The organism is Streptomyces sp. NPDC052301 (assembly GCF_044593395.1).
Classification (GTDB): Bacteria; Actinomycetota; Actinomycetes; order Streptomycetales; family Streptomycetaceae; genus Streptomyces.
Genome location: NZ_JBIUBE010000013.1, coordinates 18288 through 43193 on the forward strand (window position 1 = coordinate 18288; position 24906 = coordinate 43193).

The following is a 24906-nucleotide window of genomic DNA, read 5'->3' on the forward strand; positions in this document are numbered from 1 at the left end:
AAATTCGCTTGCACGGGAACCCGGTCGACCCGGCAGCCTTGGGCGGTGATTCTCGCTCATTCTCCCGGCAGTCTGAGCTGGGACGAGGTGGACCCCGCCCGGCTTCCTTTCGACAGTGCGGCGGCGGCGCGGGTGGTGCGCTCTCTCGCGCCGGCCCGGCGTGTGCCACGCCGCCCCGACGTCGCCATCGTCGATCCGGCCTTGTACGCCTGGTGCCGGGAGAAGGGCGAGCCCTGGGCCGACGCCATGTCGCACGCCCTCGTGGAACACTACGGCCGCTGGACCGTCGGCTGGCGCTGGTCGCACGACGAAGGGGACTTCGACGGAGGGCCGGTCGGCCACTGGTGCTGCCCGCGGGACTCGATCACCACCCCGGAGGAGACGCTCGACCGTGCCGTCGCGGCGCTCTGCGAGTGGCGCGAGTGGCTGGAGCGCCTCGCCTGGCGGTTCGAGGCCCACCCGCTGGATCTGGGCGACATCGAGGACCAGCGGATCCTGTGGGAACGCGCCGCCCGGAACCTGATCCTGCAGGTGACCGACCGCACTGGTTGCGGCAGCGGCTGGTACGGGCACTGCAAGCAGGTCCTCAGGTGGTTCCTCAGCCGCTGGGGTGTCGCACCCGATGTGGCGGGCGACCTGGTCGACGAGGCCGTCGGCGGCCGGTTCCTGAGCTGGACCGGCCCCGACGACGCGCTGGTCGACGATGTCGCGGAACGGCTCGCGCTGTCACTGCGGCCGGATGCCGCGGCAGCACCCGCCGAGCCGACGCCCGACCACCTGCAGCGCTGGCTGGCGATACGCGACGCCGTGCCCTGGCAGGACTGCCCGCAGGACGGCGGAGCCGGACCGGTGACCCCCGTGCGCGACGGCGCCGCCGAGGACATCCGCGTGTTCGACCACGCCGTGGACCCCGCCCGCGCCGAAGGCCTGCTCGCCGCCCTGGAACTCGTGCGCTCCGCCGCGGCCGGCGACGCCCTGCTCGACTTCGAGCTGCTCCGCGGCTGGCAGCAGCACGTGCTGGGCACACCGCAACCCCCGCCGTTGCGCGAGCTGCCCGCCTTCGCCAAGCGCGGCCGGGAGCGCTACGGCATCGGCCCGGACACCCGCGTCCGTCTCGACGCCTGCCTGGCCGAGAGCGCGAAGGACGCAGAACGGCCCCTCCCACTGACCGCACGCGCCGCACGTGCCTGTCTCGACGTCTGCTTCTTCCACCCCTTCGACGACGGCAACGCCCGGTCCGCCTTCCTCGTCCTCGTGTTCGTGCTGGCTCGCGAGGGCGTCGCGCTGGACGCGGTCGGCCTGCTCCGCCGTATCACGTTCCAGGCGGACAACCCGCTGGACGGACCGGCCCTCGCCCGGTACATCGACATTCATCTCACGCAGACCCGCCGTGGGGCGTCGAAGGTGGTGCAGCAGCCGGACCGACCTTGAGCGACACCGTGGAGGGTGGACAGCCACAGGGAAGATCCTTAGGCTGATTGTCCAGATCTAGATAACCAGTCCAGTCAGGCGAAGGAGCGGACACCTTCCTGTGAACACGCCCGCGAGCACCACCCTCCCCGAGGCCGCCCTGACCCTGGCCGACCCCGACACCCCGTTCGCCGTCGTCGACCTCCACCGGGCCAGGCGGAACATCGAACGCCTGGCCGCCAGGGCCGGCCGGCTCGGCGTCGCGTTGCGTCCCCATGTGAAGACGGCCAAGAGCCTCGACGTCGCCGCCCTCCTGGGGCACGGCACGCCCTGCCCCGTGACCGTCTCCACCCTGGCCGAGGCCGAGGCGTTCGCCGACGCCGGCTACACCGACATCACCTACGCCGTCGGCATCGACCCCCACAAGCTCCCCCGCGTCCTCGCCCTACTGCGCCGTGGTGTCCGACTGCGCATCCTGCTGGACAGCTCCGAACAGGCGGCGTTCGTCGCCGAAGCCGCCCGCCGGGCCGGTCTTCCGATCCCGGCCCAGATCGAGATCGACTGCGACGGCCACCGCGGCGGCCTCAAGCCCGACGCCCCCGGGCTCCCGGAGATCGGCCGCGTCCTGCACGAGGCGGGCTGCCTGGACGGCGTGCTCACGCACGCGGGCGAGTCCTACCACGCCTGCACCGCCGAGGACCGGCGCCTGGCGGCGAAGAACGAACGGGACAGCGCCGTCGCCGCCGCCGCACGGCTGCGCGCGGCCGGCCTGCCCGTGACCACGGTCAGCGTCGGCTCCACCCCCACCGCCCACGCCGCCGAGGACCTCACCGGAGTCACCGAACTGCGCGCGGGCAACTACGTCTTCTTCGACCTGGTGATGGCCGGCCTCGGCGTCTGCGGTCTCGACGACCTCGCCCTGTCCGTCGTCGTCACCGTCATCGGCCACCGCCCCGAATACGGATGGATCATCACCGACGGCGGCTGGATGGCCCTGTCCCGCGACCGCGGCACCGCCGCGCAGGCCCAGGACCAGGGCTACGGCCTCGTCACCGACCTGGACGGCCGTCTGATCCCCGGCCTGGTCATGACCGCCGCCAGCCAGGAACACGGCACCCTCACCGCCCGCGACGGCGCCCACCTGCCCGATCTGCCCGTGGGCACCCGGCTGCGCGTCCTGCCCAACCACGCCTGCGCCACCGCGGCACAGCACCGCGGTTACCACGTGATCGACAGCGCGCAGCCGGCGACGAAGGCCCCGGCCGTACAGGCACGGTGGAACCGCATCAGCGGCTGGTGAGCACGACCCTCCCCCCGTTCAGCAGGACCGTCCCCGCGTCCGCGACGTCTTCCCGGAGCTCACCGCAGAGCCGATGAGCTTCCGCACCGCACCCCGTCCGGAGGGACAGCCGTACGGCCCCGGCCATCGGTGCGGATCAGCCGCAGGAACCGTCCACCCACCGGTGTGAGAGCACCTTGTACGACCCCTGCAGGTTCCCGCCGTGCCCCTGCCGGGTGCAGCCGACGCGGTCGCCGTAGTTCTTCTTCAGGTAGTACGCGACGCCGGTGAGCGACGGGTCGGTGCCGGCGTTCCACACCGACATCACGTTGTTCTTCGTCGCCCAGGAGCACTTGTACGTGCCGGACGTCCAGTCCGGATCCTGCACGTCCCACTTGCACGGCGTGCCCTTCCAGTCCTTGTAGCGGTAGAAGCAGACGAAGCCGCTGGGACAGCTGTCCTTGACCGCCGCCTTCGGTGCCGCGGTGGCCGTACCCGGAGCGGCCACGACGACCGCCACGGCCGCCGCGGCGACCGCCATCACCCCCGTGCGCATCGAGCGCATGAACTCGCTCCTTTTCCTCCGTGTGTGTATCGGTGGCTTCATCATGCGGACGAGGCATGCGTCCGGTCGTCAGCGGTGAGCGCACTCGGCTTGGCTCGCAACGCACTTCCGCCCGCTGCGCGGCACCGCGGATCATCGAGGGTGACCGCACGACCTGTTGGGGGAACGCCATGCCGACCACGGTGCTGGACACAGCTCAACTGCCGCCCGCGGAGAGGAGAGCGGCCTGGAGCGAGACCACGGAAGCGGCCCTCATGCCGACCCGGACCAGCTTTGCCGACGGCAGCGGAATGAGGGCGCGGATCCAGACCATGACCTGCGGCCCCGTCCAGCTCTCGGAGCTGTCGTACACGCCGCTCACCTCCCGGCGCACGCCCCGCCTCATCCGCAGGGGCGACCCCGAGCTGTACCAGCTCGCATGGATCGTCTCAGGTGGCCAGGGCATGGAACAGGCCGGACACCGCACCGCACTCGGCCCGGACGACCTGGTGTTCTACGACAGTTCACGGCCCTTCGAAGCCATGGTGGGCCCGCGACCGGACGGCGACGACGCGCGCAGCCTCGTCCTGCAGTTCCCCAGGCGTCTGCTGCCCCTGCGCGAGCAGATCGTGGCGCCCCAGTGCGGCAGAGCGTTCTCCGGGCGGTCCGGCCTCGGGCGGCTGCTGTGCCAGATGCTGACCGGACTGGCCGAGACGCATGCCGACCTCACCCTCCAGGACGGCTCCCGGATCGGCGCCACGGCGATCGAGCTCGTGGCGGCCCTGCTCGCGCATCACGGCGGAGCGCAGAGCGCGCTGCCGGCCGAGTCCAGGCAGCGCGTCCTGTTCGAGCAGATCGGTGACTTCATCGACGCGCACCTGAACGACCCCGACCTGACCCCGGCCTCCATCGCCGCCGCACACTTCGTCTCGACGCGCTATCTGCACCGCGTCTTCCACGACCAGGGCACCACCGTCTGCGCCTTCGTCCGGCGGCAGCGTCTCGCGCAGTGCCGCCGGGAACTCGCCGACCCGGCCCGGCAGAACGTCCCCATCCACGCCATCGGCGCCCGCTGGGGCTTCCCCCGGGCGTCCGACTTCACCCGCGCCTTCCGGGCGACCATGGGCATGACGCCCAGCGAGTACCGCGCCGCCTACCTGGCGTCGGCACGGCCGCCCGGCGACGGTAGGTTGCGATCATGACGACAGACTGGCGGACGGACCGGATCGGGGCCGCGCTGCGGGGCGAGAACCCGACGGTGCTGCGGCGGCTCGCGTCGGGGTTCGCGGTGATCGGAGATGTCCAGTTCCTGCCCGGCTACTCGGTTCTCCTCGTCGACGAACCGGGGGTGCAGCGGCTGTCCGACCTGCCGAGGGCCAAGCGGCTGGCGTTCCTGTCCGACATGGACCGGCTCGGTGAAGCGGTCGAGCGGGCCTGCCAGCGTCTGGACGGCGACTTCCGCCGGGTCAATCTGGAGATCCTGGGAAACACGGACCCCTTCCTGCACGCCCACGTCTGGCCGCGGTTCGCGTGGGAGCCGGACGAGGTGGCGGGCAAGCCCGTGTGGCTGTATCCGCCCGAGCGGTGGAGCGACGAGCAGTACCGACTGGGGCCGCGGCACGACCCGCTGCGGGCGGCGATCGGCGGAGAACTGGACCGGCTGAGCGCGGTGGCCTGACGGCGTGGGTGTCGGACCGGTCAGGTGGGTCCTGACGGCCTGGCCCAGCCCAGGGAACGTTCCACGGCTCGTTGCCAGTCCTCGTACTCCGCCTCCCGGCGGCCGGGGTCCATCATGGGCAGCCATTCGGCGGCCCGGTGCCAGTTGCGGCGCAGGACCTCCAGGTCCGGCCAGTAGCCCGCGGCGAGACCGGCGGCGTAGGCGGCGCCGAGCGAGACCGTCTCCGCGACCATCGGTCGTACCACGGGGACGTCGAGCACGTCGGCGACGAACTGCATGAGGAGGTTGTCCGCCGTCATGCCGCCGTCCACCTTGAGCTGCTTCAGGGGGACGGAGGAGTCGGCGTTCATGGCGTCGACGACCTCGCGTGTCTGCCAGCCGGTGGCCTCCAGCACGGCACGGGCCAGGTGCCCTTTGGTGATGTAGGAGGTGAGGCCGACGATGACCCCGCGGGCGTCGCTGCGCCACCGGGGTGCGAACAGACCGGAGAAGGCCGGGACGATGTAGCAACCGCCGTTGTCCTCGACCGTCCGTGCCAGGGTCTCGATCTCGGGCGCGCTGCTGATCAGCCCCAGACGGTCACGGAACCACTGGACGAGCGAGCCGGTGACGGCGATCGAACCCTCCAGGGCGTAGACCGGCGGCTGGTCCCCGATCTTGTAGGCCACGGTCGTCAGCAGCCCGTGACGCGACCGTACGAGATCGGTGCCCGTGTTGAGCAGCAGGAAGCTGCCCGTTCCGTACGTGCACTTCGCCTCCCCCGGGGAGAAGCAGGTCTGGCCGAAGAGGGCGGCCTGCTGGTCGCCGAGGGCTGCGGTGATACGGACGCCGGGGAGCAGTGCGCCGGCCTCGGCGTACGGCTCGGCGGAGGGCCTGATCTCGGGCAGCATGGGCCGGGGGACGCCGAAGAGGGCCAGCAGCTCGTCGTCCCAGGTGAGGGTGCGGATGTTCATGAGCATGGTGCGGCTGGCATTGGTGACGTCGGTGATGTGCAGGCCGCCGTCGGCGCCTCCGGTGAGGTTCCAGATCAGCCAGCTCTCCATCGTCCCGAACAGCACCTCGCCGTCCTGCGCGCGCTGCCGCAGTCCTTTGACGTGGTCGAACAGCCAGCGCAGCCGCAGTGCCGAGAAATAGGTGGAGGGTACGAGGCTGCAGCGTTCCTGGAAGAACTCGTCTCCCGGTTGTCGTCTGAGTTCCTCCACCAGCGACGCCGTGCGGGTGTCCTGCCAGACGATCGCCCTGCCGATGGGGGCGCCCGTCCGCCGGTCCCAGACCACCGTCGTCTCCCGCTGGTTGGCCAGCCCGACGGCGGCGATCCGGTCTGCGTCGACGGCGGCGACGGACAGTGCCTCGGGGACGACGCGCTGCAGGTTCTGCCAGATCTCGACGGCGTCGTGCTCGACCCATCCGGGCCGGGGGAAATGCTGTTGGTGCTCCCGCTGGGCGACCGAGACGAGCCGACCGCGGTGGTCGAACAGGATGCATCGGGTGGAATTGGTGCCCTGGTCGATGGACAGTACGTACCGTTCCACCATGATCGCTGTGCCTTCCGACGGTTGAGGAAGACCGGGCCGGCCCTACCAGCGCGCGGCGCCCAGGTCTCTGGAGATCGCCCGCGCGGCCTCGCGGAGCAGGGTGAGCAGAGTCGGCCGCGGGCGCCCCTGGCTGTCACAGATCCTCTCCACGGGGCCGGAGACACCGATGGCACCCACGACGAGGCCGCCTTGTCCTCGGATCGGGGCGGCGAGCCCGGCGTCCCCCATGCTCATCTCCTGGACCTCGGTGGCCCACCCGTGTTCCCGGACCTCGGCGAGCGCCCGGTCGAGCTGCTCCAGGGTGATCAGGGTGTGCCGCGTGTAGGCGTCCAGTCCCGTTTCCGTGGCCGACTCCAGGGACGCGGTCCCGTAGGCCAGCAGGACCTTGCCCAGCGAGGAGGCGTGCAGCGGCAGCAGCGAGCCGACGTCCAGGGTCTGCAGCGTGTCGTCCGGCCGGAAGACGTGGTGGATGACGAGGACCTGGCCCTCCAGGGGCGTGCCCAGGCGGACGGCTTCGCCGCTGCGGGCGGCCAGCGCGTCGGCCCAGTTGATCGAGCGTGAGCGCAGCTCGTTGACGTCCAGGTAGCTCGTTCCGAGGTGCAGCAGCGCGGCTCCGAGCTGGTACTTCCCGGTCGCCGCGTCGCGTTCCACGAAGTCCACGTGCTGGAGCGTGCGCAGAATGCCGTAGGCGGTGCCCTTCGCCAGTCCCAGCGAGGCGGCCACCTCGCCGAGCCCGAGTCGGCGGGGGCCGCCGGCGAGCAGACGCAGGATCGCCGCCGCCCGTTCGATCGACTGGACTGGGCCGGCCATGAGGCGAGCCTATTACCGCCGGGGACGGTTCGCTGGTCGTGCGGGTACCGGCTTCGGCTCTGCCGAGCTGCGGCGTTCGGTAATGCCGACCCTCGTTCATTGACCGCCTCCGACCCACTCCCTAGCGTGCTTGGAGGTCGGCAACCTGCGGCCGGTGCCCCGGCGGGGGCGATGATCACCCAGGAGACAAGATGGCGATGCAGCTCAATACGCTGGTTCGGGAGGCTTGCGAACACATGTGTCCGCTGCCGCCCGTCGCCGGGGCCGTCTCGGCCGTCCGCCGCCGCGTGGGCGCGGTCCTCGCCGACTGGCGCGTGTCCCCGGAGATCGTCGAGGACTCTCTGCTCGTGGTGTCGGAGCTGGTCACCAATGCGGTGATCCACGCGGCACCGCCGGCCATGCTGCGGCTGTCGTGGGTCCGTGCCGGCGGCACGGGCACGTTGCACATCGAGGTCACCGACGCGGGACCCGCGCTTCCGCCGGGGCAGTCGCGGTTGGGGATCGACCCCGACGAGTGCGGTCGCGGTCAGGAGATCGTGCGCGCGCTGGCGACTCGCCATGGGTCGCGTACCCATGCGGGCGGTGTCACCCGCTGGGCCGATCTCGTCGCGGTCTGAGCCAGGAGTCGCGGGCTGGGCTAGGAGGCGAGTGCCGGTTCCGGCACGGGCTGCTTGCGGAGCAGCAGCAGGGCCGCGTCGTCGTGCAGCCGGCCACCCACGTGTGCCAGCAGTTCGTCGTGCACCGCGGTGAGGGTGCGGGCCGGCTCGTCGCTGACGTGCCGGGCCACCGCTTCGGCGAGCGGATAGAAGGCGCGGGCGTGATCACGGGCCTCGGTGACGCCGTCGGTGTAGAGCAGCAGCTGGTCGCCGTCGGCGAACGGCAGGCGCTGCAGATGGGGGGTCTCCCCGGAGAGGGCGCGCAGCCCGAGGGGCGGAGCCGGACGGACGGGCTCCACGACCTCGACGTCTCCCGATGCGGAGATGAGCAGCGGAGGCCCGTGACCGCAGTTGACCATCTCCAGGTGCCCCGGCCGCGGATGTCCGGCGACCACGGCGGTGACGAAGTCGTCGGGGCCGAGATTGCGCGCCAGGCTCCGTTCGATCCTGTTGACGACGGCGAGGAGGTCGGGCTCGTCGTAGGCGGCCTCGCGGAAGACACCGAGCACGAGCGCGGCGGTACTGACCGCCGGCAACCCCTTGCCGCGCACGTCACCGACGATCAGCCGGACCCCGTGCGGGGTGGGCACCAGGGCGTAGAGATCGCCGCCGATCCGGGCTTCCGCCGCCGCGGCGCTGTAGCGGACCGCCACCCGGAACGGGCCGACGGTCTCCGGTACGGGCTTCAGCAGGGCCTGCTGGGCGGCCTCCGCCACCGAACGGACGGCGGCGAGCACCCGTTCCTTGCGGCCACGCAGCGCGCTGGCCAGGCCGCTGGCCAGGGTGACGGCCACCAGCGCCGCCAGTACGGCCGGCAGCCCGCGGTGCGGAACCCCGTCCCTGCCCATCACCGCGCCCACCACGACGGCGAGCAGACCGACGCAGAGCACGCCCCGCGGCCCGTTGGTGGCGGCGGCCAGTGCGGGCCCGGCCGCCAGCAGCGGCAGCCAGATCAGTCCGGCCCCGCCGACGACGTCGACGAGCACGATGAAGGCGATGAGCACGGTCGGCAGCACGGGCGTGCCGGCCGCCAGCGGGTTGGCGGCACGCCCCAGGGCCGACGTACGCAGAGCGCTCACATGGTTGCTGGACGGCCGCCTGGGGCGGTGGTCGTGACCATGGTCGCGGGTCTCGCTCATCTGTGTCCGCAGTCCTCACCTGTCGGGGCACCCTGGAATACCGGTGTTTCCAGGAAACGGGTTCCGGTCAGGCGGTCACAAGGAGCGGCTTTTCAGATAGTGAGCGACAGGCTCCTGGTCACGCGGTCCGCGACCGGGACCAGTCGTGAGCGGATCTCCGCGAGCCGTGACTGCTGCTCCTTCGGGAGGGAGACACCGAGCGAGCCGAGGATGTCCCCGCAGTGGACGGGTACGGCGACGCACACCGTGCCCAGCGCATACTCCTCGAGGTCGGTGACGGCCGGATCCGCGGGCGCGCAGTCGAGCCTGCGGAGCAGTTCCGGGAGGCTGGTGGCGGTCCTCGGGGTGAGGTCGGCGAGGTGGTGCCTGGCCAGGTAGTCCCGGCGGGCGTCGTCGTCCAGTTCGCGCAGCACGGACTTGCCGAGTGCGGTGGCGTGCCCCGCGTCCTCGAATCCCACCCAGAGGTCGACCCGGGGAGCCCGGGGGCCGTCGACGATCTCGGCGACCCTGATCTCGCCCTCCTCGTAGAACGTGAGGTAGGCGGGGGCGCCCAGCTGGTCGCGCAGAGCGGCGAGGGCGGGGCGGACGCGGCTCAGCAGCACCTGGTCACGCCCGGCGGTGTGCAGGGCCTGCAGTTTGTCACCCAGCACGAAGCCGCCGTCGTCCAGCTTGCGCACGTATCCGTCGTGGACCAGCGTCCGCAGCAGGTGGTAGGCGGTGGCCAGGGGCAGGTCCGTCTCGCGTGCCAGCTGCTTCGCCGGCGCGCCGTTCTGGTGCGTGCTCACCGCTTCCAGCAATCGCAGGGCCCGCTGGACGGACGTGATGAGCGTCGGGCCGTTGTCACTGGACATGGGACCAGCGTGCGCGCAGGCACTCGGCCGTGGCAAGGTCCGTCCGGCCCCTGCTCAGCCGGCCGTCGGTGGCAGCTGTGCAGGACTGACCAGCTCGCCCAGGACCTCGGCCATGAACTGGACCAGCCAGCGCTGCGAGGGGCTGCGAGAGGCTTCGTGCCGGGCGTAGAGCGCGACCTCGATCGGCTCGGTCTCGAAGGGGAGCCGTACCAGGCGAAGCCGGTGGGAGGCGGTGAAGACCTCGCGGACGTACTCGGGGACGCTCGCGATGAGGTCGGTCCGCTCGAGCAGGTAGGGCAGCATCGTGAAGCGGGTGGCGTCCACGGCCACGCGGTCGAGGAGCCCGTGGGTGGCCGCCGTGGACCGCGGGACGACATGACCGCTCGGGCCGTACACCGTCGCGTGGTGCTCGGCCGTGAGCTCGGCGAGGGTGCCGGACGCGCCGGGCACGGACGTCCCGGGGATCGACTTCACCCGCATCGCGGAGGGCTGCGGGGTGGACGCCCGGCACGTCGACGGCGTGGACGAGCTGCGGGCCGTGCTCTCCGAACGCCCGGACGGCCCCCGGCTGGTGCAGGTCGACACGGCGCTCACCGAGCCCTCCTGAGCGGGCTCCCCCACTCACCCGAGTTCATCCGCCACGGGGCGACGGAACGGAAACCGATGACACTCCTGGACAGCGACGTCTGGAGCAAGAAGTGCTACAGCGACGGCCGGCAGGCCGCCGCCCTCGAGCAGCCGGTGACCGAGCCGGCGACGGCGGCCCAGCTCGCACCGTGGGCCTGGCCACGGCCGAGGACGTGGGCCGCGCCGCCGCACGGGCCGCCGAGGCGCAGCGGGCCTGGGCCGCGACCCCGCAGCAGCGGTCGGCCGTACTGCGGCGCGCGGGCGAGCTGTTCACCGAGCACGCCGCCGAGATCGAGGACTGGCTGGGGCGCGAGGCGGGCTCGGTGCGGGCCAAGGCCGGTTTCGGGGTGCAGCTGGCCCCGGGCGAGTGCTTCGGGTGCGCGGCGCTGCCGACGCATCCGCAGGGTGAGGTGCTCACCTCCGAGGAGGCGCGCTGGTCGTTCGCCCGGCGCCGCCCGGCCGGTCGGCGATCCGCGGCACGGCCCTCGGCTCGGCCTCCGGTATCGGCCGCATCCGCTCGATCGTCGGCCCGTCGATCACGGGCTCCCTGGTCACAGCCGGGATCGGGCACCCGTGGGGCTTCTACTTCTTCGCCGCCGTGGCCGTCGCCGGCTTCCTGGCGGTGCTCACGCTGCCGGGCCGGACCGGCACCGCCCCGGTGGAGGCCGTCGAACCGGCAGTCACCTGAGCGCGCCGACGAGCCAGTCGCACGTGGACGGCAGCCAGTCGGCCCGGGCGTTGCCGAGCAGATGGTCACCGTGCGGCACGAGCAGGTACTCGCCCCGCGGTGCCTCGCGGGCCAGCGGCTCGCCGTTGGTGACGCCCGGGATGACGTCCGCTCCGCCGTCCACGACGCGCAGCGGGCAGCCGATGCGTGCGGCGATGCCACGCAGATCGACGCGCCCGGCGAACTCCTCGGCCTGCAGCCGGCCGCCGGTGCGCTGGGAGAGCGTGTCGGTGACGAACGGCGGTGCCTCCTCCCAGCGCAGTCGGTACGGCCCCGAGACGGTCGCGGTGGCCCGGATCCGCGGCTCGTACGCGGCGCAGACGGCGGCGTAGAAGCCGCCCAGGCTCAGGCCGATGACCCCGGTCGCGGTGGCGTCGACGTCGCCGTGCGCCTCCAGGGCGTCGATCACCTCGCCGATGACGTGGTGGTAGTCCGCACGGGGTGTGGTCGTCGCCGCCAGCACCCCTTGTCCCGGGCCGTCCATGGTGAACGTCGCCACGCCGCGCCGCAGCAGTGCGTCGGTGACGTCGTGGAACTCCTCCTTGCCCGAGTCGAGCCCGGGCACCACGATCACCACGGGGGGCCGGGGCGTCGCGGCCCGCGCGGGGCGCCTGAGCCATCCGGCGAACGACGGGCCCGCGAGCCGTACCGCGTCCGGGTCGAGGTGGGCCAGGGCCCGGCCCATGGCCTGGTCGGCCTCCGTGGCGGCGAGCGCCGCTGTCTCCCGGTCCGGATGAGGGAGCAGGACGGCGTAGTGGAACCAGCGGGCCGCCGTGCGGAACGCCTCGCCGGCCGAGATGCCGTGGCCCGCGGCCTCGCTTCGTTCGGCGGCTTCGAGGTGGCCGCGCGCCGCCGTGCGGAAGGCCTCCGGCCAGTCCTGGAGGGCGGTCAGCTGTGCGGTGACCCGGGCGTACTCGTGCGGATCGAGCCCGGCGCCCGTGGCACGGGAGTGGTGGGAGGCGATGAACTGCGGCAGCACGTCGGGCAGTTCGAGGAAGGGGGTGGTCGTGTCGTCAGCCATCGTCATTCCTGGTCGTCGTGGTCGTCGTGGTCGTCGTGGTGGTCGTGGTCGTGGTCGGCCGGTGGTCGTCGTGGGCGTCCGGTGGTCGAGGGCGGATCCTCGGTGGCCAGGTCAGACCGCCGTGAGCGGATCCTCGGTGGCCAGGTCAGACCGCCGCGAGCGGATCCTCGGTGGCCAGGTCAGACCGCCGCGAGCGGATCCTCGTTGGCCAGGTCAGGCCGCCGTGAGCGGATCCTCGGTGGCCAGGTCAGGCCGCCGTGTCCGGGGTGCGCTCGGGAAAGAGCACCGTGGCGGCGTGGAGGGTGTCGGTGAACTCCCGGACCGCGGCGATGCGTCCGCCGCGCACGGTGAAGACGCCGACGTTGCGGTTGTCGTACGTCCCGCCGCCGGTGGCCGCCTCCGCCTTCGACGTCCATTCGGCGACCACCCGGTCGCCCTCGGCGATGATCCAGGTGAGCTCGATCGCCACACTGCCGGGGACGAACAGCCGGCCGCCCGCCGCGCCGAGGAAGTCGTCGACGATGGTGTCGCGTCCGGTCCAGGTGCCGGACAGCACCGGGACGTCGCCCGGGTAGGTCCAGGTGGCGTCCTCGGCGAAGCTGTCGCGGATCGCGTCGACGTCTCCGGCGATCACGGCCTCGACGTAGCGGGTGACGACGGCCTTCGGGTCGGTGGTGCGCATGGTGAACTCCTCGTGAGTCGGGAAGGGCCGGTGGTGGTCGGCCCGGTGGCCGGCTGAGGGCCGTGGACGTGTCAGCCGAGCGTGAGCACGGCGTTGCCGCGGATACGGCGGTCGCGCAGGTCGGCCAGGACCTCGGCGGTGCCGCCCCAGTCCTCGGTCCGGCCGATCTCCGGGTGCAGGCGTCCCTCGGCCACCAGGCGGACCAGGGCGTCGAGGTCGGTGCCGAACGGCTCGTCGGCGTCCAGGTAGTGGAAGTGCTGGACGGTCGCCGACCGCGGACCGGCGAAGAAGTCGAAGAAGTTCAAGCAGGCGGGCTCGCCCGAGGCCTGGCCGAACCAGATCATCCGGCCGCGCGGCCGCAGCAGCGACAGCGCCTGGGCGGTCGACGGCCCGCCGATGGACTCGAGGACCACGTGGTACGGCCCGCACGCGTCGTCGAGGTGGTGGATCACCTCGGCGCCCAGCTCGGCGAGGCGCCTGCCGCGCTCCGGCGTCGCGGTGACGGCGGTGACCTTCGTACCGGCGCCCACGGCCAGCTCGGTGAAGTAGTGCCCCACTCCCCCGGAGGCCCCGGTGATCAGCACGCGGTGCCCGGAGACGCACCCGGCCGCACGCAGCAGCCGCAGCGCGGCCAGTCCCGCCAGCGGCAGCGCCGCCGCCGTGACCGTCGAGACGACCTGCGGCAGCACGGCGAGCGCATCGGTGGGCACGGCCACGTACTCGGCCCACCCGCCGGCCGGCGGATGTCCCACGACCCGCTGACCGACCTGGGGGCCGGTGCCGTCCGCGGCGGCCTGGACGACGAGTCCGGCGATGTCCTTGCCGGGCCGTTCACCGCCCGCCAGCACCCCGTCGAGCTGGAGCATCTCGCCCCGGTTGACGGAGAACGCCTCGACCTTGACCACGGCTTCCCCCGCCGCGGGCCTGGGCTGATCGACCTCACCGAACCCGACCGGCTCCTCGGCCCGTCCCGTGGGCAGCAGCGCCTTCACCGGGTCCCCCGTCTCGGCTGCAGATGGGCAGGCATGACACACTCCTTGATCAGCGGTGGGTTGCCAGGGGGCCGGTGTCCGTCAGCTCCGTGACCGGCCGGATCCAGGAAAACCCCTGGTGGGAGGGGGTGTCCAACAGCCGTTCGGCGGACTCGACAACCGCCGGTTGTCGCAGGAGGTCAAGGCAGTGGATCTCGACCTGGCACAGGTCAGGGCGTTCGTCGCGGCGGCCCGGCGGCTGCACTTCGGCCAGGCGGCGGCCCAACTCCACCTCACCCAGCAGGCGTTGTCCAAGCGGATCGCCCGCCTCGAGGAGACGCTCGGCGTCAAGCTGTTCGAACGCGTCGGAGGAGGCGTGGAACTCACCGCTGCGGGACGCCGTTTCCTCGACCCGGCGGCGGAGGCGCTGCGCACCGGGGACGAGGCGGTCGCCGCCGCCCGCGAGGAACGGCCGCGCCGACTGCGGATGAGCGTGTGGGGCCATATGTTCGCGCCCCTGCGCACGATCAGGGCCGTCCTGGCCGAGGCGCCCGAGGTCGACCTCGAGGTGAGTCCTCATCCGGGTTTCCCCGCCGCCCTGGACGCCCTGCGCGACGGCCGCATCGACGTGGCGCTCGGCCGCGTCCACGCCCTCGACGAGCCGTGGCCGACCGGACTGACCAGTCGGCTGGTGCGCCTGGAACCCGTCAAAGCCGTCATGGCCGGGGACAGCCCGTTGGCGTCGGTCAGCCCGCTCCGGCCGGCCGAGGCGCGCGGCGGTCGGCTGTGGTTCCCGGCGTCGGCGCACCAGGTCACCTTCCTCGGCCGGTTCGCCGAACGGTTCGGTGTGCCGGGCGACTTCGGCGGCGTCAACCTCGGGCTCGACGCGTTCTTCGACCACCTCCGCGACCACCCCGAGGCCTTCTCCCTGCTCCCCGCCGACGTGGACATCCCGCCGCACGCCGGTCTGCGGGAGCTGCCCGTGGCCGACCCCACCCCGCTCTACGCCTGGCACCTCGTGTGGCGCACCGACGTCGGGCACCCCCATCTGCCCCGCCTGCTCGACGCCTTCGCCCACCGCGCACGCGAAGACGGCTGGCTGAGCTACGACCCGGCGCGGCACTGGCTGCCCGAGACGGACCATGACGCCCTCGGGTCGGCGGGGGCCGGGCTGGGCGTCAAAAAGTGAACTTCATGGCCTCTGACCTGCGGAAATGCACGATGCGTGACGGCGCGAGATGCCGGGTCGGCGCGGTGCGGCTAGCGTGATGAGAAAGGGCCGCGTGCCGGAGGTACGCCCGCCATCGGTGATGATCCTCATCATCGGGGCCGTCAGCCGATGACGTGCAAGACAGTGTTTCCTCCGTACGTGGCGACACCCGTGGTCGCACCGTGGGTTCCCACGCGACAGCGACCGTCCCCCTCGTCCTGCGATGGCCCGCGAGGGGTGGAAAGAAGGTAGGCCCATGATTGGACAGCGAGCGAGGCGTCGCCTCGCAATGTCTGCAGCCGGCGTTCTCATGGCCGGCGGCGCCGCAGTAGGCGCCGCAGGTACGGCCTCGGCAGCCACCCCGACGAACGTCCCCGCCCACTTCAGCCACAACTGCTTCAACGGTGGCTTCTACGGTGGCTGTGACGGTTTCGGCGGCCGCGGCGGCTTCTTCAACAACGGCTTCAACAACGGCTTCAACAACGGCTTCCGCAACGGCTTCGTCGGCGGCGGCTTCGTGGTGATCGTCTTCTAGGGGACGACCGCAGGCAGGAACGGCAGGGACAGGAGGATGGCCGGCGGCCCAGCGGCCGCCGGCCTCGCCCGGCCGTTCCTGCCTCTTCCACGTCCGGGCCGGAATCCGGGCGTCGACTGTCAGTCCTCGACGGGGATCCGGTACGCGAGTGCGGTGACCCGGAGGTCGCCGTGGTCGACCCACTGCGGGAACTTGAGCGTCTTGTGGCTGGTCGCCGCCGGCGGCGTGACCTCGAGGTAGGCGGCGTGGACGGCGTCGGACGTGCCGGTGTTGGCATGCGTCCAGGCCATGACGGCCTCGACGCTCTGCCCCGTCCCGAGGGTCAGGGTGGCCTTGGCGGGGCTCTTCGCGTACCAGGTGTCTCCCCAGTGAGTCGTCGAAGGGAGCGTCCGGTGAGCGGAGTCCTCCAGGCCGAGGCCCGGGTAGCCCCGCAACAGGCAGGCGTGGGCGCTCGTGTTCTTCAGTTTGATCACAACGCCCTGATGGTTCATACCGCCGGCCAGGCCCTTGCCGAACGACGCCTTCAGGCCGGACACGGCGCAGGTCGGCGCCCCGGTCGTGGCACCCGCCTGTCCGGCCTGCGCGACACCGGCTCCGGTGATCCCCAGCCCGACGACGGTCGTCGCGGCGAGCGTCGCTCGTGCGAGGCGCCGGCCGCGGTCGGAGCGCGCGGCCGGAGCGCCCTGGGACTCGTGGCTGTGGTGCTTCTGCGTCATGGTGAGCGTTCTCCCTCTCGTTCGGCTCTCTGTTTCGCCTTCCCTCAGGTGTGATGAGCACAGCGCGGGAAAAGTTCACTGCGGACAGAACCCGCCACCGAAGGCCCCCCGTCTCGCCGGGGGTGGCGTCACAGCTCGGCGCCGAAGTCCTGGGTCCACCAGGGGCCGCCCGGGCCCTGGTGGACGCCCACGCCGATGTCCTTGAAGGAGCAGTTGAGGATGTTCGCGCGGTGGCCGGGGCTGTTCATCCAGGCCTGCATCACGGAGTCGGCGGTCTGCTGGCCCTGGGCGATGTTCTCCCCTTCGGTGGACCAGCGGTAGCCGGCCGCGGTGATGCGCTGCCCCGGGTCGGCTCCGTCCGGATTGGTGTGGTCGAAGAAGTGGCGGGCGGCCATGTCGTCGGAGTGGCCCTGTGCCGCCTTCTCCAGTTGCGGATCCTCGGTGAGCGGACCGCAGCCGGCGGCCGCACGCTCCTTGTTGACCAGCGCGACCACTTGGCCGACGGTGCCTGCCGGAGCCGACTGTGCCTGCGGTGCACTGGCCGACGGCGCGGCCGGCGGCGTGGAGCGCCGCGGCGCCGACTGGCTCTTCGTGGCGGGCTTCGGCGTCTTGGAGGGGCGCGGCTTCTTCGACTTCGAGGCGGACGGCGACGGGGAGGGCGACGCCGACGGCGTGGTCTCGGCGGCGCTGGGTGCGGAGAGGTCCACGGCGGGGACGTCCGCGGCTCGGTCGGCGGTCGTCCCCTCGGATCCGGTTCCGGGGCCCGTGCCGAAGTACCAGAGGCCGCCTCCCGCGACGCACGCGGCGACGACGGCACCGGTCAGGGTGCGACGCCGGTAGCGCCGGCGTCGGCGGGACTCGCTGCGGGAGGCCGTCCGGCCCTGTGCGGCACGTGGTCCGGTTCCCGGACCCGTCCGGCTCCCGGAGGTGCCGAGCGGGGTGGCGAAGCCGGCCGCTGCCGTCCCGCCGGTGGCGGAGCGCACGCCCTCGACGAGCACGGCGGACGCCGCGACCAGCGCCAGACCGGCCAGCAGCCCCTCGGCGGGCATCAGTCCGCTCCACAGACCGGAGCAGCGGACGCAGCCGCGGGCATGCCGGGCTATTCGCTTGCGCCACAACGCCGAGGGCCTGCCGTCCCAGGGGGCGAGCACGACGCGGAGTTCCTCGCACAGCGGGCGTGCGTCGAGCGCGCGTACCACCACGCGGGCGGCCTCCAGCTGCGCCTTCATCCGCTGCACGCGGACAGCCGTGTGCTGGGGCGACAGGTCCAGGGCCGCGGCGACCTCGGCCCGGGTCAGCTCGCCGGCGCACTCCAGCCACCACAGTGAGAGCAGTCCGCGGTCGTCCGGCTCCAGCCAGCGCGTCGCGCGCGCGGTCTCCTGGCGCTGCCCGGAGAGCTGCAACTGCATCACCGTCAGATCGACGAAGTCGGCGCCCGGATCGGCCAGGTCCTCGGCCTCCTCCACGCCGGCCGGGGCGGACTGCCGGTCCTGCCAGTGCGTGCGGACCTGGTTCATCGCGATCGCGACCAGCCAGGAGCGGAAACGTTCGGGAGTACGCAGACCGCCGAGACCGTCGAGAGCGCGCAGCATGGTCTCCTGCACCACGTCGTCCACATCCACCGAGCCGTTCAGGGCACGGCCCACGATGTTGTAGACCAGGGGGAGGTATGCGTTGACCAGGGCGTCCTGGGCCCGTATGTCACCCTCCCGGGCAGCGGTCACCAGTGCCGCCGTCTCCACGGCGTGCTGTGCGCTCATCAAATGCTTCCTGTCCTCGACGCCGAACGATTGTGTCCGATACTTGGGAGACAGTTCGATGCGCCCCGGATAACACTTGTTCGAAAAAGACAGACTTTTTCTGCGCGGTGCTCGGCGTGGGAGGGGGCCCGGTCCGCCACCGCGGGCAACGGTGGCGGACGGCCCGTGCTGCGGGTTACGGCTTCTGCCGTGCCGCGGTTACGGCTTCAGGGCGAGGCCGCCGTGCTCGGCGACGATCTCCGGAGCCGGCGAGCCGGGCTCCGGACGCCACTGCGTGACCGGGACGACGCCGGGCTCGATGAGTTTCAGGCCGTCGAAGAACCCGGTGATCTCCTCGACGCTGCGCAGGTTGTACGGGACGGCGCCGCTGCTGTTGTAGGAGTCCTGAGCCTCCTCGAAGACCGGGTCGATCCCCCGTGACCCGTCGTTGACGGACAGGTGACTGCCCGCGGGCAGCGCGTCCATCAGCCGGTCCACGATGCCGCGGGCCTGTGCGTAGTCGGCGACGTGGCCGAGGATGTTGCTCAGGATGAGCCCGGTCGGGCGGCTGAGGTCCAGTGTCTCGGCGGCCGCCGCGAGGATCCGCTCGGGATCCGTCACGTCGGCGTCGACGTACGCGGTCGCGCCTTCAGCGGAGGAGTAGAGCAGGGCACGGGCGTGCGCCAGCACCATCGGGTCGTTGTCGACGTACACGATCCGGGCCTCCGCAGCGAGCCGCTGGGCGACCTCGTGGGTGTTCTCGGCGGTCGGCAGGCCGGTGCCGACGTCCAGGAACTGCCGGATGCCGGCCTCGCGGACCAGGTAGGTGATGTTGCGGCGCAGGAAGGCACGGCTGCTGCGGGCGATGGTGACGATGCCGGGGAAGACGGCGCTGTACGCGTCGCCGGCCTCCTCGTCGACGGGGTAGTTGTCCTTGCCGCCCAGCCAGTAGTTCCAGATGCGGGCCGAGTGCGGTACCGACGTGTCGATCTTCCGGTGCTCCGCCGGCTCCGGCGTCGTCGCGGGATCAGTCATGAGTTCGTGTCCGTCTTCCAACCGAGGCATGGATCATTCACCGCACAACATACGGCCGAACCTCCGCCCCGCGCCCACCAGTTCGCATCTCCGTCAGGCGGACAGCCATCGGTCTCGGTCCTCGCGCTCCCCCACCGGGCGTCGACGAATTCGGTTGCGGTCAGGCCTGCGATCCCGGTGAGCTGGATCCACGGACGGTGCCACGGACCAGGCGCGTCGGACGAGGGCGGCACCGGTTCGTACGCGTACGGGGCGACCGGCTCCCCGGCGGGGGCCGGCGGTGCTCGCGGCCCTCATGCCGGCCGCCTTCACCTTCAACACGGCGGAGAACCTGCCGATCGGCCTCCGAACCTGCCGATCGGCCTCCTGGAGCTCATCTCCGCGAGCCTGCGGGTCTCGGTGTCGGCGGTCGGCCTGCTGGTCACCGGGTACGGCGTGACCGTGGCCCTGGTGTCCCTGCCGCTCGCCCATGTCACGCGGGCCGTGCCCCGGCGTCATGTGCTCACGGGGCTGCTCGCCACGCTCGTGGTGTCCAGTCTGGCCGCGGCTCCGGCCACCTCCTACTGGCTGCTCCTCGGGGCGCGGCTGCTGACTGCGCTCGCCCAGGCGCTGTTCTGGGCCGTGATGGGGCCGGTGGCGGTGGGCCTGTTCGCACCCGAGGTCCGCGGGCGTGTGACGGCGGCGCTGTCCGTCGCCGGTTCACTCGCCCTGGTGCTCGGGGTGCCCGCCGGGACCTGGCTGGGCCGGCGGAGCGAGTGGCAGGTGCCGGCCGCCCTGCCGGCCGGGCTGGGCCTGGTCTCGCTCGTGACGATCGCCGTCTCGCTGCCGGCCTCGCGTCCGGACGAGGAGCCGGCGGCCTACGGCACCGGTCCCGACGTCCGCCGGTTCGGGATCGTCCTGGCGGCCGGGACGCTGTCGGCCACGGGGGCGTTCGCGGGCTACACCTACGTCGGAGGTGTCTGGGCGACGTGAGCGGGTTCTCCCCGAACGGCGTCAGCGTCCTGCTGGTGGCGTTCGGCGGTGCGTGGCTGGCCGGTGTGACCCTCACGGGGGCGCTTGTGGACCGTCGTCCACGCTCCGCGCTGACCGCTGCCGTGGCCACGCAGGCGGTGGGCATGCTCGGCCTGTGCGCGGCCGGCGCCGACCAGGTGGCCGTGGTGGTGTTCCTGGCGCAGACAGGCACTCGGGCCGGTGTTCATGATCACCCAGCACGGGATGCTGGGGTGCGCGCCGGGCCGCACGGACATCGCGCTCGCGGCGAACTCCGGTGCCTACAACGCCGGTATCGCGGCGGGCGCGGCACTCGGCGCACTGGTCCTGCGCTACGCCGGCGTGCGGGGCGCCTTCCTCGCGGGCGGGCTGCTGACCGCCGGAGCCTGCACGGTGCTGCTGGCCGGCCGTCGGGTGAACAACCGTGCACCGCGCCGCGCCGCCGTGCCGGGCCTCGCGTCGGTAGCCGGACCGGCACCGGGGTACCTGGCGTATGGAGCAACGCACGCGCTCCGAGCCGCACAGTCTTCCGGAGAAGTTGATCGCCATGAACACCGAGACGGTTGTGGTGCCCGCCGGCGGCGGCGTGCTCCCGGGTGATCTCGTGGTGCCCGAGTCCGCGCGGGCCGTGGTGCTGTTCGCGCACGGCAGCGGCAGTTCCCGGCACAGTCCGCGCAACCGGGCGGTCGCCGCCGCGCTGCGGGAGGCCGGGCTGGGCACCCTCCTGATCGATCTGCTGACCGAGGAGGAGGAACGCCGGGACGTCGTCACGGCCGAGCACCGCTTCGACATCCCGTTGCTGGGGCGTCGCCTCGTGGCCGCCATGGAGTGGCTCGGCACGCAGCCCCGTACCCGTGACCTGCCCGTCGTCCTCTTCGGCGCGAGCACGGGTGCCGCCGCTGCGCTGCGAGCCGCCGCCGAGCACCCCGACCGCGTCCTGACCGTGGTCTCCCGCGGCGGCCGGCCGGACCTGGCCGGGGACGTGCTGCCCGCCGTACGCGCGCCGGTCCTGCTCGTCGTCGGCGGCCGGGACCACGAGGTGCTGCGGCTCAACGAGGAGGCGGCGCGGCGCCTCCGCGTCACCGCCGAGGTGCACGTGGTCCCGGGTGCCACCCACCTCTTCGAGGAACCCGGCGCCCTGGAGCAGGTCGCGGAGACGGTCCGTCAGTGGTGCAGGGAGTGTCTGCGCGCGAGGCCGGCGTCCTAGGGGCAGGCCCTGCGTCGCAGGGACAGGCCCTGGCCGTGCCCGGCCGCCCTTCCCGCTGTTCGACCGCCCGTGTGGTCCGGTCATCCCGCCGACCGCGGTGGTGTCCCGCGTCCCGCGCCCCCGTGGATCACGGGGCCGTGATGACGATGGCGATGTACGGCCGCCCTGGTCGTCATCGCCAGGCCCAGGCAGAAGAGGAGCGCCAGCGTGAGGCCGGCGCTGAAGAGCGCGAGCCCGTTCACGGTGGCGATGGTGTGATGGAGGACGGACACGGTGTACTCGGGTCCGCCGGCGAGGTTGCCGGCGATCGCCAGGGCGGTGAACGCGCCGGTGCCCACCAGGAGAAGCAGTCCGAGAAAGATCATTCGAGTCATCTCCCCATCGGACGAAAGATGTGGCAGCTCACGGGTACCCAGCCACGTTCAGCGGCTCACCGGCCGCGCTCCGGCCCGGGGGCCGCGGCCGGTACGAGGGTGAGCATGCCGTCGCGCCCCGCGCCGATGCCGACGCCTTCGCTGATCCGCTCGAGGGTCGCGCGCAGCCAGGCGCGCTCCGCGTCCGCGGCGGGTTCCAGCCGCATCCGCCGCGCTCGCAGGCACATCATCCGTACGCCGGCCAGCCGCCCGGTGTCCGCCTCCACCGAGACCAGGTGGCCGACGCGGAGGTCGTCGCGGTACTCCTCGTAGCCGGAGATGCCCTCGTAGTCGTCGATGAAGTCGCCGCAGCCGTGCAGGATCAGCCGGTCGCGGTACACCTCGACGGGGCGGGGATGGTGCGAGGAGTGCCCGTGGACGACGTCCACGCCGCCGTCGACCAGGGCATGCGCGAAGCGGATCTGGTGGCGGGGGACGTGATAGCCCCAGTTGGAGCCCCAGTGGACGGACACGACCGCGATGTCGCCCGGACGCTTCGCAAGCCGCACTCGCCGGACGACGGCCTCGGCGGCCGCGACCGACAGCTCACGGAGGTAGGCGACGCCGGACCGGCCCGCGGTCGCCGCCCAGTCCGGCGGGATTCCGCTGGACAGCGCGCCGAGGCCGAAGACCAGCACGCGGCGTCCGGAACCGACCGGGACGGCCACCGGGGCGCGGGCCTCGTCGGCACTGCGTCCCGCTCCCGCCGTCCGCAGCCCCACGCCGGCCAGCGAGTCCAGCGTCTCCGCCAGGCCCGGCCGGCCGAAGTCCAGCACATGGTTGTTGGCCAGGACGCACACGTCGGGCCGGGCCACCGCCAGGGCCGGCAGGTTGGCCGGATGCATCCGGTAGTGGATCGCCTTGCCCGGTGCGAACGTAGCGCTGCTGGTGACGGCGGTCTCGAGGTTCACGATGCGGACGTCCGGGGCGGTCCGCTCCAGCACCGGCAGGGCCGCGCCCCACGGCCAGGCAGGGTCGACGGGGGCGGGGATCGGCCCGTTGACCGCCTCGGCGAGTTCCACGTACGAGCGTGCGTCCACGACGTAGTCCTCGCGCAGCACCGGGCTTCCGGGGTGCGCGAGGATCTGGTCGACGCCGCGTCCGAGCATCACGTCACCGCACAGGAACAGCGTCACCACACCACCGCCCACACCTCCACGCTAGGGCAGCGGCCGGGGGCCGAGTGCACATCGCCCGCCTGGTGCGTCCGCGGGTCATCTCGCGCGTGGCCCGTCGACGGTGAGCCGGCCGTCGGGTGCCAGCGTGAACCGGGTGCCGTCCATCACGGTGGCGGCCGTGGCCGGGGTGCCGTAGGCCTTCAGGCTGAAGTCGTCCGCCTTGCCGTAGGCACCGTTCGCCTCGGCGGCGTCGCTCCAGGAGTTGACCCGCACCCACACCGACCAGCCGTGCACCTGCTTCTGCCGCCACGGTCCCCAGCTGTCCTGCGGCAGCAGCCCGGCACCCCGGCCGGAGAACAGGTACCAGCCGACAAGTCCGAGCAGGGTCACGGCGGCCACGGCCACGGCCATGAGCCGTGTCGCGGTCGGCCGGCGGCGGACTCGGATGACGGGCATGAGGATTCCTTCCGTTCGGAGCGCGTTCTGTCGGAGTCGAAGACGGTTCGTCTCCCGGCCGCGCTCCGGCCCGGCAATTACTGCGAATAGATTGCTCTTGCAAGTAAGATGCAACAAGCTGGTCGGGTCCTTACCCCCTCTGCGACATGGAGCCCAGCCATGCCCCGCCTGATGCCGGACACCGGACCCCAGCGCGTCCTCGCGGCCTCGAACTTCGTCTACACCGTCGGCAGCGGCCTCTACCTGACCGCCGGAGTGCTGTACTTCACCGAGGCGGTCCACCTGCCGGCCGGACAGGTGGGGCTCGGGCTCGGCATCGCCGGTCTCGTCGCGTTGGTCCTGGGCGTCGCGGTCGGTCATCTGGCGGACCGATGCGGAGCACGCGGCGTCTACGCGGCCACCCTCGCCGTCCAGGCGCTGGCCACCGCCGGCTTCGTCCTGGTCGACGGCTTCTGGCCGTTCGTGCTCGCGGTCTGTGCGGCCGCCGGGGCGAAGGCAGCCGGTACAGCCGCTCGCAGTCCCCTCGTCCGGCACTACGGAGGAGACCGGCCGCAGGAGTTCCGGGCCTATCTCCGCGCGGTGACCAACGTCGGCGTCTCCCTCGGTGCGGTGGGGGCGGGCTGGGTGGTGCAGGTGGGCACCCTCACCGCCTATCAGCTCATGGCCGTCGGCAACGCGGTCGCCTTCGTGCTCTCCGCGGCGCTCCTGGCCCTCCTTCCGCCGGTGGCGCCCGTCCCCGTCACCGGCGGCCCGCGCCGGATCGCCCTGCGCGACCGCCCCTACCTGCTGCTCACCGCCCTCGACGGCATCATCGCCATCCAGTTCAAGGTGCTCACCGTGGCCGTCCCGCTCTGGCTGGTCGGCGCCACGGCCGCCCCGCACTGGCTCATCTCGGGCACCATGCTCACCGGCACGGTCATGGTCGTGCTGTTCCAGGTGCGGGCGGGACGCAGCGTCGACTCCCCCGAAGCCGGCGGACACGCCTACCGGCGCGCGGGTGTGGCCTTCCTCGTCTCCTGCTCGGTGATCTCGCTGTCCGCGGGGACACCGGCGTGGGCCGCCGCGGTGCTGCTCCTCACCGCGGTGGTGATCCACACGGTCGGCGAGCTGTGGCACTCGGCCGCCGGCTTCGAGCTGTCCTTCGCCCTGGCTCCCCGGCACGCCACCGGCCAGTATCTGGGCGTGTTCGGTCTGGGCGCCGGACTGGCCGAGGCCTTCGGGCCCGGTCTGCTCATCTCGCTCTGCATCACCTGGGGCCGCCCCGGCTGGTACGTCCTGGGCGCCGCGTTCGCCCTGACGGGCATGGCAGCGCCCCCCGCCGTCCGCTGGGCACAGCGCCGCACAAGTCCCGCTGAGAGCGATCGTGTTGACCGTGAGGGACACCTCGGCAGTCATCGAATATCCGTCAACACCTCACCGTCGGCGTGAGGTCGACGAGCGGTACGCGGCAGCCCGCCCCACCTGTCCCGAAGCAGCGACGGCGGCTCGGGTGAGCGCAGCCGTTTCGGGCCGATGCCGGTCCGCGGGGTGGTTCCGACTGCTTCGTGGGGAAGGCGT

General features: G+C 72.3%; 24 protein-coding genes and 4 pseudogenes. 13 read left to right on the forward strand and 15 right to left on the reverse strand.

Going from position 1 to position 24906, the window contains the following annotated elements; translation table 11 throughout:
• The first annotated feature begins 45 nt into the window (after positions 1-45).
• Together ACIHEJ_RS30375 and ACIHEJ_RS30380 are read left to right on the forward strand one after the other, a co-directional pair.
• Positions 46-1431 carry a Fic family protein gene (locus ACIHEJ_RS30375; RefSeq protein WP_400140291.1) on the forward strand — a complete coding sequence of 462 codons (1386 nt, stop codon included), beginning with the start codon at positions 46-48 and terminating at the stop codon, positions 1429-1431.
• Positions 1432-1531: 100 nt separating this feature from the next.
• A complete protein-coding gene (locus ACIHEJ_RS30380) occupies positions 1532-2710 on the forward strand; it encodes a DSD1 family PLP-dependent enzyme (RefSeq protein ID WP_400140292.1) in 1179 nt (392 codons plus the stop codon).
• A 136-nt stretch (positions 2711-2846) separates the two neighbouring features.
• On the opposite strand, the gene ACIHEJ_RS30385 is transcribed toward ACIHEJ_RS30380, so the two are convergent.
• The gene (locus ACIHEJ_RS30385; protein ID WP_400140293.1) at positions 2847-3254 is read right to left on the reverse strand and encodes a peptidase inhibitor family I36 protein; all 408 of its coding nucleotides are present in this window, start codon (positions 3252-3254) and stop codon (positions 2847-2849) included.
• 170 nt (positions 3255-3424) lie between these two features.
• On the opposite strand from ACIHEJ_RS30385, the gene ACIHEJ_RS30390 reads away from it, so the two are divergent.
• Positions 3425-4435 (forward strand): helix-turn-helix domain-containing protein, encoded by a 1011-nt coding sequence (locus ACIHEJ_RS30390; protein WP_400140294.1) that lies wholly within the window; start codon positions 3425-3427, stop codon positions 4433-4435.
• Positions 4432-4911 carry an HIT family protein gene (locus tag ACIHEJ_RS30395; RefSeq protein ID WP_400140295.1) on the forward strand — a complete coding sequence of 160 codons (480 nt, stop codon included), beginning with the start codon at positions 4432-4434 and terminating at the stop codon, positions 4909-4911. Before ACIHEJ_RS30390 ends, ACIHEJ_RS30395 begins: the two co-directional genes overlap by 4 nt.
• Before the next feature lie 20 nt (positions 4912-4931).
• Here the strand turns inward: ACIHEJ_RS30395 and glpK are convergent, their stop codons facing one another.
• Positions 4932-6446, reverse strand: a complete 1515-nt coding sequence (glpK, locus tag ACIHEJ_RS30400) for a glycerol kinase GlpK (RefSeq protein WP_400140296.1) — start codon at positions 6444-6446, stop codon at positions 4932-4934.
• A 42-nt stretch (positions 6447-6488) separates the two neighbouring features.
• A complete protein-coding gene (locus ACIHEJ_RS30405; RefSeq protein ID WP_400140297.1) occupies positions 6489-7256 on the reverse strand; it encodes an IclR family transcriptional regulator in 768 nt (255 codons plus the stop codon).
• 191 nt (positions 7257-7447) lie between these two features.
• Here ACIHEJ_RS30405 and ACIHEJ_RS30410 point away from each other — a divergent pair, with 191 nt between their 5' ends.
• Positions 7448-7873, forward strand: a complete 426-nt coding sequence (locus ACIHEJ_RS30410; protein WP_400140298.1) for an ATP-binding protein — start codon at positions 7448-7450, stop codon at positions 7871-7873.
• A gap of 20 nt (positions 7874-7893) precedes the next feature.
• Here ACIHEJ_RS30410 and ACIHEJ_RS30415 read toward each other — a convergent pair whose 3' ends face one another.
• The 3 genes and pseudogenes from ACIHEJ_RS30415 to ACIHEJ_RS30425 form a co-directional block, all read right to left on the reverse strand.
• On the reverse strand, positions 7894-9051 hold the full coding sequence (locus ACIHEJ_RS30415) for a PP2C family protein-serine/threonine phosphatase (RefSeq protein WP_400140299.1): 1158 nt from the start codon (positions 9049-9051) through the stop codon (positions 7894-7896).
• A 92-nt stretch (positions 9052-9143) separates the two neighbouring features.
• Entirely contained in the window at positions 9144-9902 is a 759-nt protein-coding gene (locus ACIHEJ_RS30420) for an IclR family transcriptional regulator (protein ID WP_400140300.1), read from the reverse strand.
• A gap of 54 nt (positions 9903-9956) precedes the next feature.
• Positions 9957-10334, reverse strand: a pseudogene (locus ACIHEJ_RS30425) (LysR substrate-binding domain-containing protein); the annotation flags it as partial.
• On the opposite strand from ACIHEJ_RS30425, the gene ACIHEJ_RS30430 reads away from it, so the two are divergent.
• The 3 genes and pseudogenes from ACIHEJ_RS30430 to ACIHEJ_RS30440 all read left to right on the forward strand — a co-directional run.
• The gene (locus ACIHEJ_RS30430; RefSeq protein ID WP_400140301.1) at positions 10333-10509 is read left to right on the forward strand and encodes a hypothetical protein; all 177 of its coding nucleotides are present in this window, start codon (positions 10333-10335) and stop codon (positions 10507-10509) included. The pseudogene ACIHEJ_RS30425 and the gene ACIHEJ_RS30430 sit on opposite strands and share 2 nt — an antisense overlap.
• 193 nt (positions 10510-10702) lie before the next feature.
• Positions 10703-10936: pseudogene (locus ACIHEJ_RS30435) on the forward strand (aldehyde dehydrogenase family protein); the annotation flags it as partial.
• 56 nt (positions 10937-10992) lie between these two features.
• Positions 10993-11217, forward strand: a pseudogene (locus ACIHEJ_RS30440) (MFS transporter); the annotation flags it as partial.
• On the opposite strand, the gene ACIHEJ_RS30445 reads toward ACIHEJ_RS30440, so the two are convergent.
• From ACIHEJ_RS30445 to ACIHEJ_RS30455, 3 genes are all read right to left on the reverse strand, one after another.
• Positions 11210-12277, reverse strand: a complete 1068-nt coding sequence (locus ACIHEJ_RS30445) for an alpha/beta hydrolase family protein (protein WP_400140302.1) — start codon at positions 12275-12277, stop codon at positions 11210-11212. The pseudogene ACIHEJ_RS30440 and the gene ACIHEJ_RS30445 sit on opposite strands and share 8 nt — an antisense overlap.
• 247 nt (positions 12278-12524) lie before the next feature.
• Complete coding sequence (locus ACIHEJ_RS30450; RefSeq protein WP_400140303.1) at positions 12525-12959, reverse strand: nuclear transport factor 2 family protein; 435 nt, start codon at positions 12957-12959, stop codon at positions 12525-12527.
• Positions 12960-13030: 71 nt separating this feature from the next.
• Positions 13031-13951 (reverse strand): zinc-binding dehydrogenase, encoded by a 921-nt coding sequence (locus tag ACIHEJ_RS30455; RefSeq protein ID WP_400140304.1) that lies wholly within the window; start codon positions 13949-13951, stop codon positions 13031-13033.
• 118 nt (positions 13952-14069) lie between these two features.
• Between ACIHEJ_RS30455 and ACIHEJ_RS30460 the strand changes: the two genes are divergently transcribed.
• Both ACIHEJ_RS30460 and ACIHEJ_RS30465 read left to right on the forward strand, forming a co-directional pair.
• Entirely contained in the window at positions 14070-15119 is a 1050-nt protein-coding gene (locus ACIHEJ_RS30460) for a LysR family transcriptional regulator (RefSeq protein ID WP_400140305.1), read from the forward strand.
• Positions 15120-15429: 310 nt separating this feature from the next.
• Positions 15430-15675, forward strand: coding sequence for a hypothetical protein (locus ACIHEJ_RS30465; RefSeq protein WP_400140306.1), 246 nt, complete (start codon positions 15430-15432; stop codon positions 15673-15675).
• 119 nt (positions 15676-15794) lie between these two features.
• On the opposite strand, the gene ACIHEJ_RS30470 is transcribed toward ACIHEJ_RS30465, so the two are convergent.
• The 3 genes from ACIHEJ_RS30470 to ACIHEJ_RS30480 all read right to left on the reverse strand — a co-directional run bounded on the left by ACIHEJ_RS30470 (position 15795) and on the right by ACIHEJ_RS30480 (position 19165).
• Entirely contained in the window at positions 15795-16391 is a 597-nt protein-coding gene (locus tag ACIHEJ_RS30470; protein WP_400140307.1) for a DUF4232 domain-containing protein, read from the reverse strand.
• Between the two features lie 128 nt (positions 16392-16519).
• Entirely contained in the window at positions 16520-18151 is a 1632-nt protein-coding gene (locus ACIHEJ_RS30475) for a sigma-70 family RNA polymerase sigma factor (protein ID WP_400140308.1), read from the reverse strand.
• 198 nt (positions 18152-18349) lie between these two features.
• Positions 18350-19165, reverse strand: a complete 816-nt coding sequence (locus ACIHEJ_RS30480; protein WP_400140309.1) for an SAM-dependent methyltransferase — start codon at positions 19163-19165, stop codon at positions 18350-18352.
• 295 nt (positions 19166-19460) lie between these two features.
• Between ACIHEJ_RS30480 and ACIHEJ_RS30485 the strand changes: the two are divergent.
• Positions 19461-20755 (forward strand): annotated as a pseudogene (locus ACIHEJ_RS30485) (MFS transporter).
• Positions 20703-21362, forward strand: a complete 660-nt coding sequence (locus ACIHEJ_RS30490; RefSeq protein ID WP_400140310.1) for a dienelactone hydrolase family protein — start codon at positions 20703-20705, stop codon at positions 21360-21362. The pseudogene ACIHEJ_RS30485 and the gene ACIHEJ_RS30490 overlap by 53 nt, the downstream one beginning before the upstream one ends.
• A gap of 80 nt (positions 21363-21442) precedes the next feature.
• On the opposite strand, the gene ACIHEJ_RS30495 is transcribed toward ACIHEJ_RS30490, so the two are convergent.
• The 3 genes from ACIHEJ_RS30495 to ACIHEJ_RS30505 all read right to left on the reverse strand — a co-directional run bounded on the left by ACIHEJ_RS30495 (position 21443) and on the right by ACIHEJ_RS30505 (position 23349).
• Positions 21443-21727 carry a hypothetical protein gene (locus ACIHEJ_RS30495; RefSeq protein WP_400140311.1) on the reverse strand — a complete coding sequence of 95 codons (285 nt, stop codon included), beginning with the start codon at positions 21725-21727 and terminating at the stop codon, positions 21443-21445.
• Between the two features lie 65 nt (positions 21728-21792).
• The gene (locus tag ACIHEJ_RS30500) at positions 21793-22926 is read right to left on the reverse strand and encodes a CapA family protein (RefSeq protein WP_400140312.1); all 1134 of its coding nucleotides are present in this window, start codon (positions 22924-22926) and stop codon (positions 21793-21795) included.
• A 63-nt stretch (positions 22927-22989) separates the two neighbouring features.
• Positions 22990-23349: a hypothetical protein gene (locus ACIHEJ_RS30505; protein ID WP_400140313.1), complete on the reverse strand. Its 360-nt coding sequence runs from the start codon at positions 23347-23349 to the stop codon at positions 22990-22992.
• A 159-nt stretch (positions 23350-23508) separates the two neighbouring features.
• Here ACIHEJ_RS30505 and ACIHEJ_RS30510 point away from each other — a divergent pair, with 159 nt between their 5' ends.
• The gene (locus tag ACIHEJ_RS30510; RefSeq protein ID WP_400140314.1) at positions 23509-24777 is read left to right on the forward strand and encodes an MFS transporter; all 1269 of its coding nucleotides are present in this window, start codon (positions 23509-23511) and stop codon (positions 24775-24777) included.
• Positions 24778-24906: the final 129 nt, after the last annotated feature.

Coding starts and splice junctions, on each gene's coding strand:
- ACIHEJ_RS30385 (WP_400140293.1), bottom strand. CDS start 3,254: ATGCGCTCGATGCGCACGGGGGTGATGGCGGTCGCCGCGGCGGCCGTG.
- ACIHEJ_RS30490 (WP_400140310.1), top strand. CDS start 20,703: ATGAACACCGAGACGGTTGTGGTGCCCGCCGGCGGCGGCGTGCTCCCG.
- ACIHEJ_RS30395 (WP_400140295.1), top strand. CDS start 4,432: ATGACGACAGACTGGCGGACGGACCGGATCGGGGCCGCGCTGCGGGGC.
- ACIHEJ_RS30505 (WP_400140313.1), bottom strand. CDS start 23,349: ATGCCCGTCATCCGAGTCCGCCGCCGGCCGACCGCGACACGGCTCATG.
- ACIHEJ_RS30415 (WP_400140299.1), bottom strand. CDS start 9,051: ATGAGCGAGACCCGCGACCATGGTCACGACCACCGCCCCAGGCGGCCG.
- ACIHEJ_RS30420 (WP_400140300.1), bottom strand. CDS start 9,902: ATGTCCAGTGACAACGGCCCGACGCTCATCACGTCCGTCCAGCGGGCC.
- ACIHEJ_RS30465 (WP_400140306.1), top strand. CDS start 15,430: ATGTCTGCAGCCGGCGTTCTCATGGCCGGCGGCGCCGCAGTAGGCGCC.
- glpK (WP_400140296.1), bottom strand. CDS start 6,446: ATGGTGGAACGGTACGTACTGTCCATCGACCAGGGCACCAATTCCACC.
- ACIHEJ_RS30495 (WP_400140311.1), bottom strand. CDS start 21,727: ATGATCTTTCTCGGACTGCTTCTCCTGGTGGGCACCGGCGCGTTCACC.
- ACIHEJ_RS30450 (WP_400140303.1), bottom strand. CDS start 12,959: ATGCGCACCACCGACCCGAAGGCCGTCGTCACCCGCTACGTCGAGGCC.
- ACIHEJ_RS30405 (WP_400140297.1), bottom strand. CDS start 7,256: ATGGCCGGCCCAGTCCAGTCGATCGAACGGGCGGCGGCGATCCTGCGT.
- ACIHEJ_RS30445 (WP_400140302.1), bottom strand. CDS start 12,277: ATGGCTGACGACACGACCACCCCCTTCCTCGAACTGCCCGACGTGCTG.
- ACIHEJ_RS30510 (WP_400140314.1), top strand. CDS start 23,509: ATGCCCCGCCTGATGCCGGACACCGGACCCCAGCGCGTCCTCGCGGCC.
- ACIHEJ_RS30410 (WP_400140298.1), top strand. CDS start 7,448: ATGGCGATGCAGCTCAATACGCTGGTTCGGGAGGCTTGCGAACACATG.
- ACIHEJ_RS30480 (WP_400140309.1), bottom strand. CDS start 19,165: ATGACTGATCCCGCGACGACGCCGGAGCCGGCGGAGCACCGGAAGATC.
- ACIHEJ_RS30470 (WP_400140307.1), bottom strand. CDS start 16,391: ATGACGCAGAAGCACCACAGCCACGAGTCCCAGGGCGCTCCGGCCGCG.
- ACIHEJ_RS30390 (WP_400140294.1), top strand. CDS start 3,425: ATGCCGACCACGGTGCTGGACACAGCTCAACTGCCGCCCGCGGAGAGG.
- ACIHEJ_RS30475 (WP_400140308.1), bottom strand. CDS start 18,151: ATGAGCGCACAGCACGCCGTGGAGACGGCGGCACTGGTGACCGCTGCC.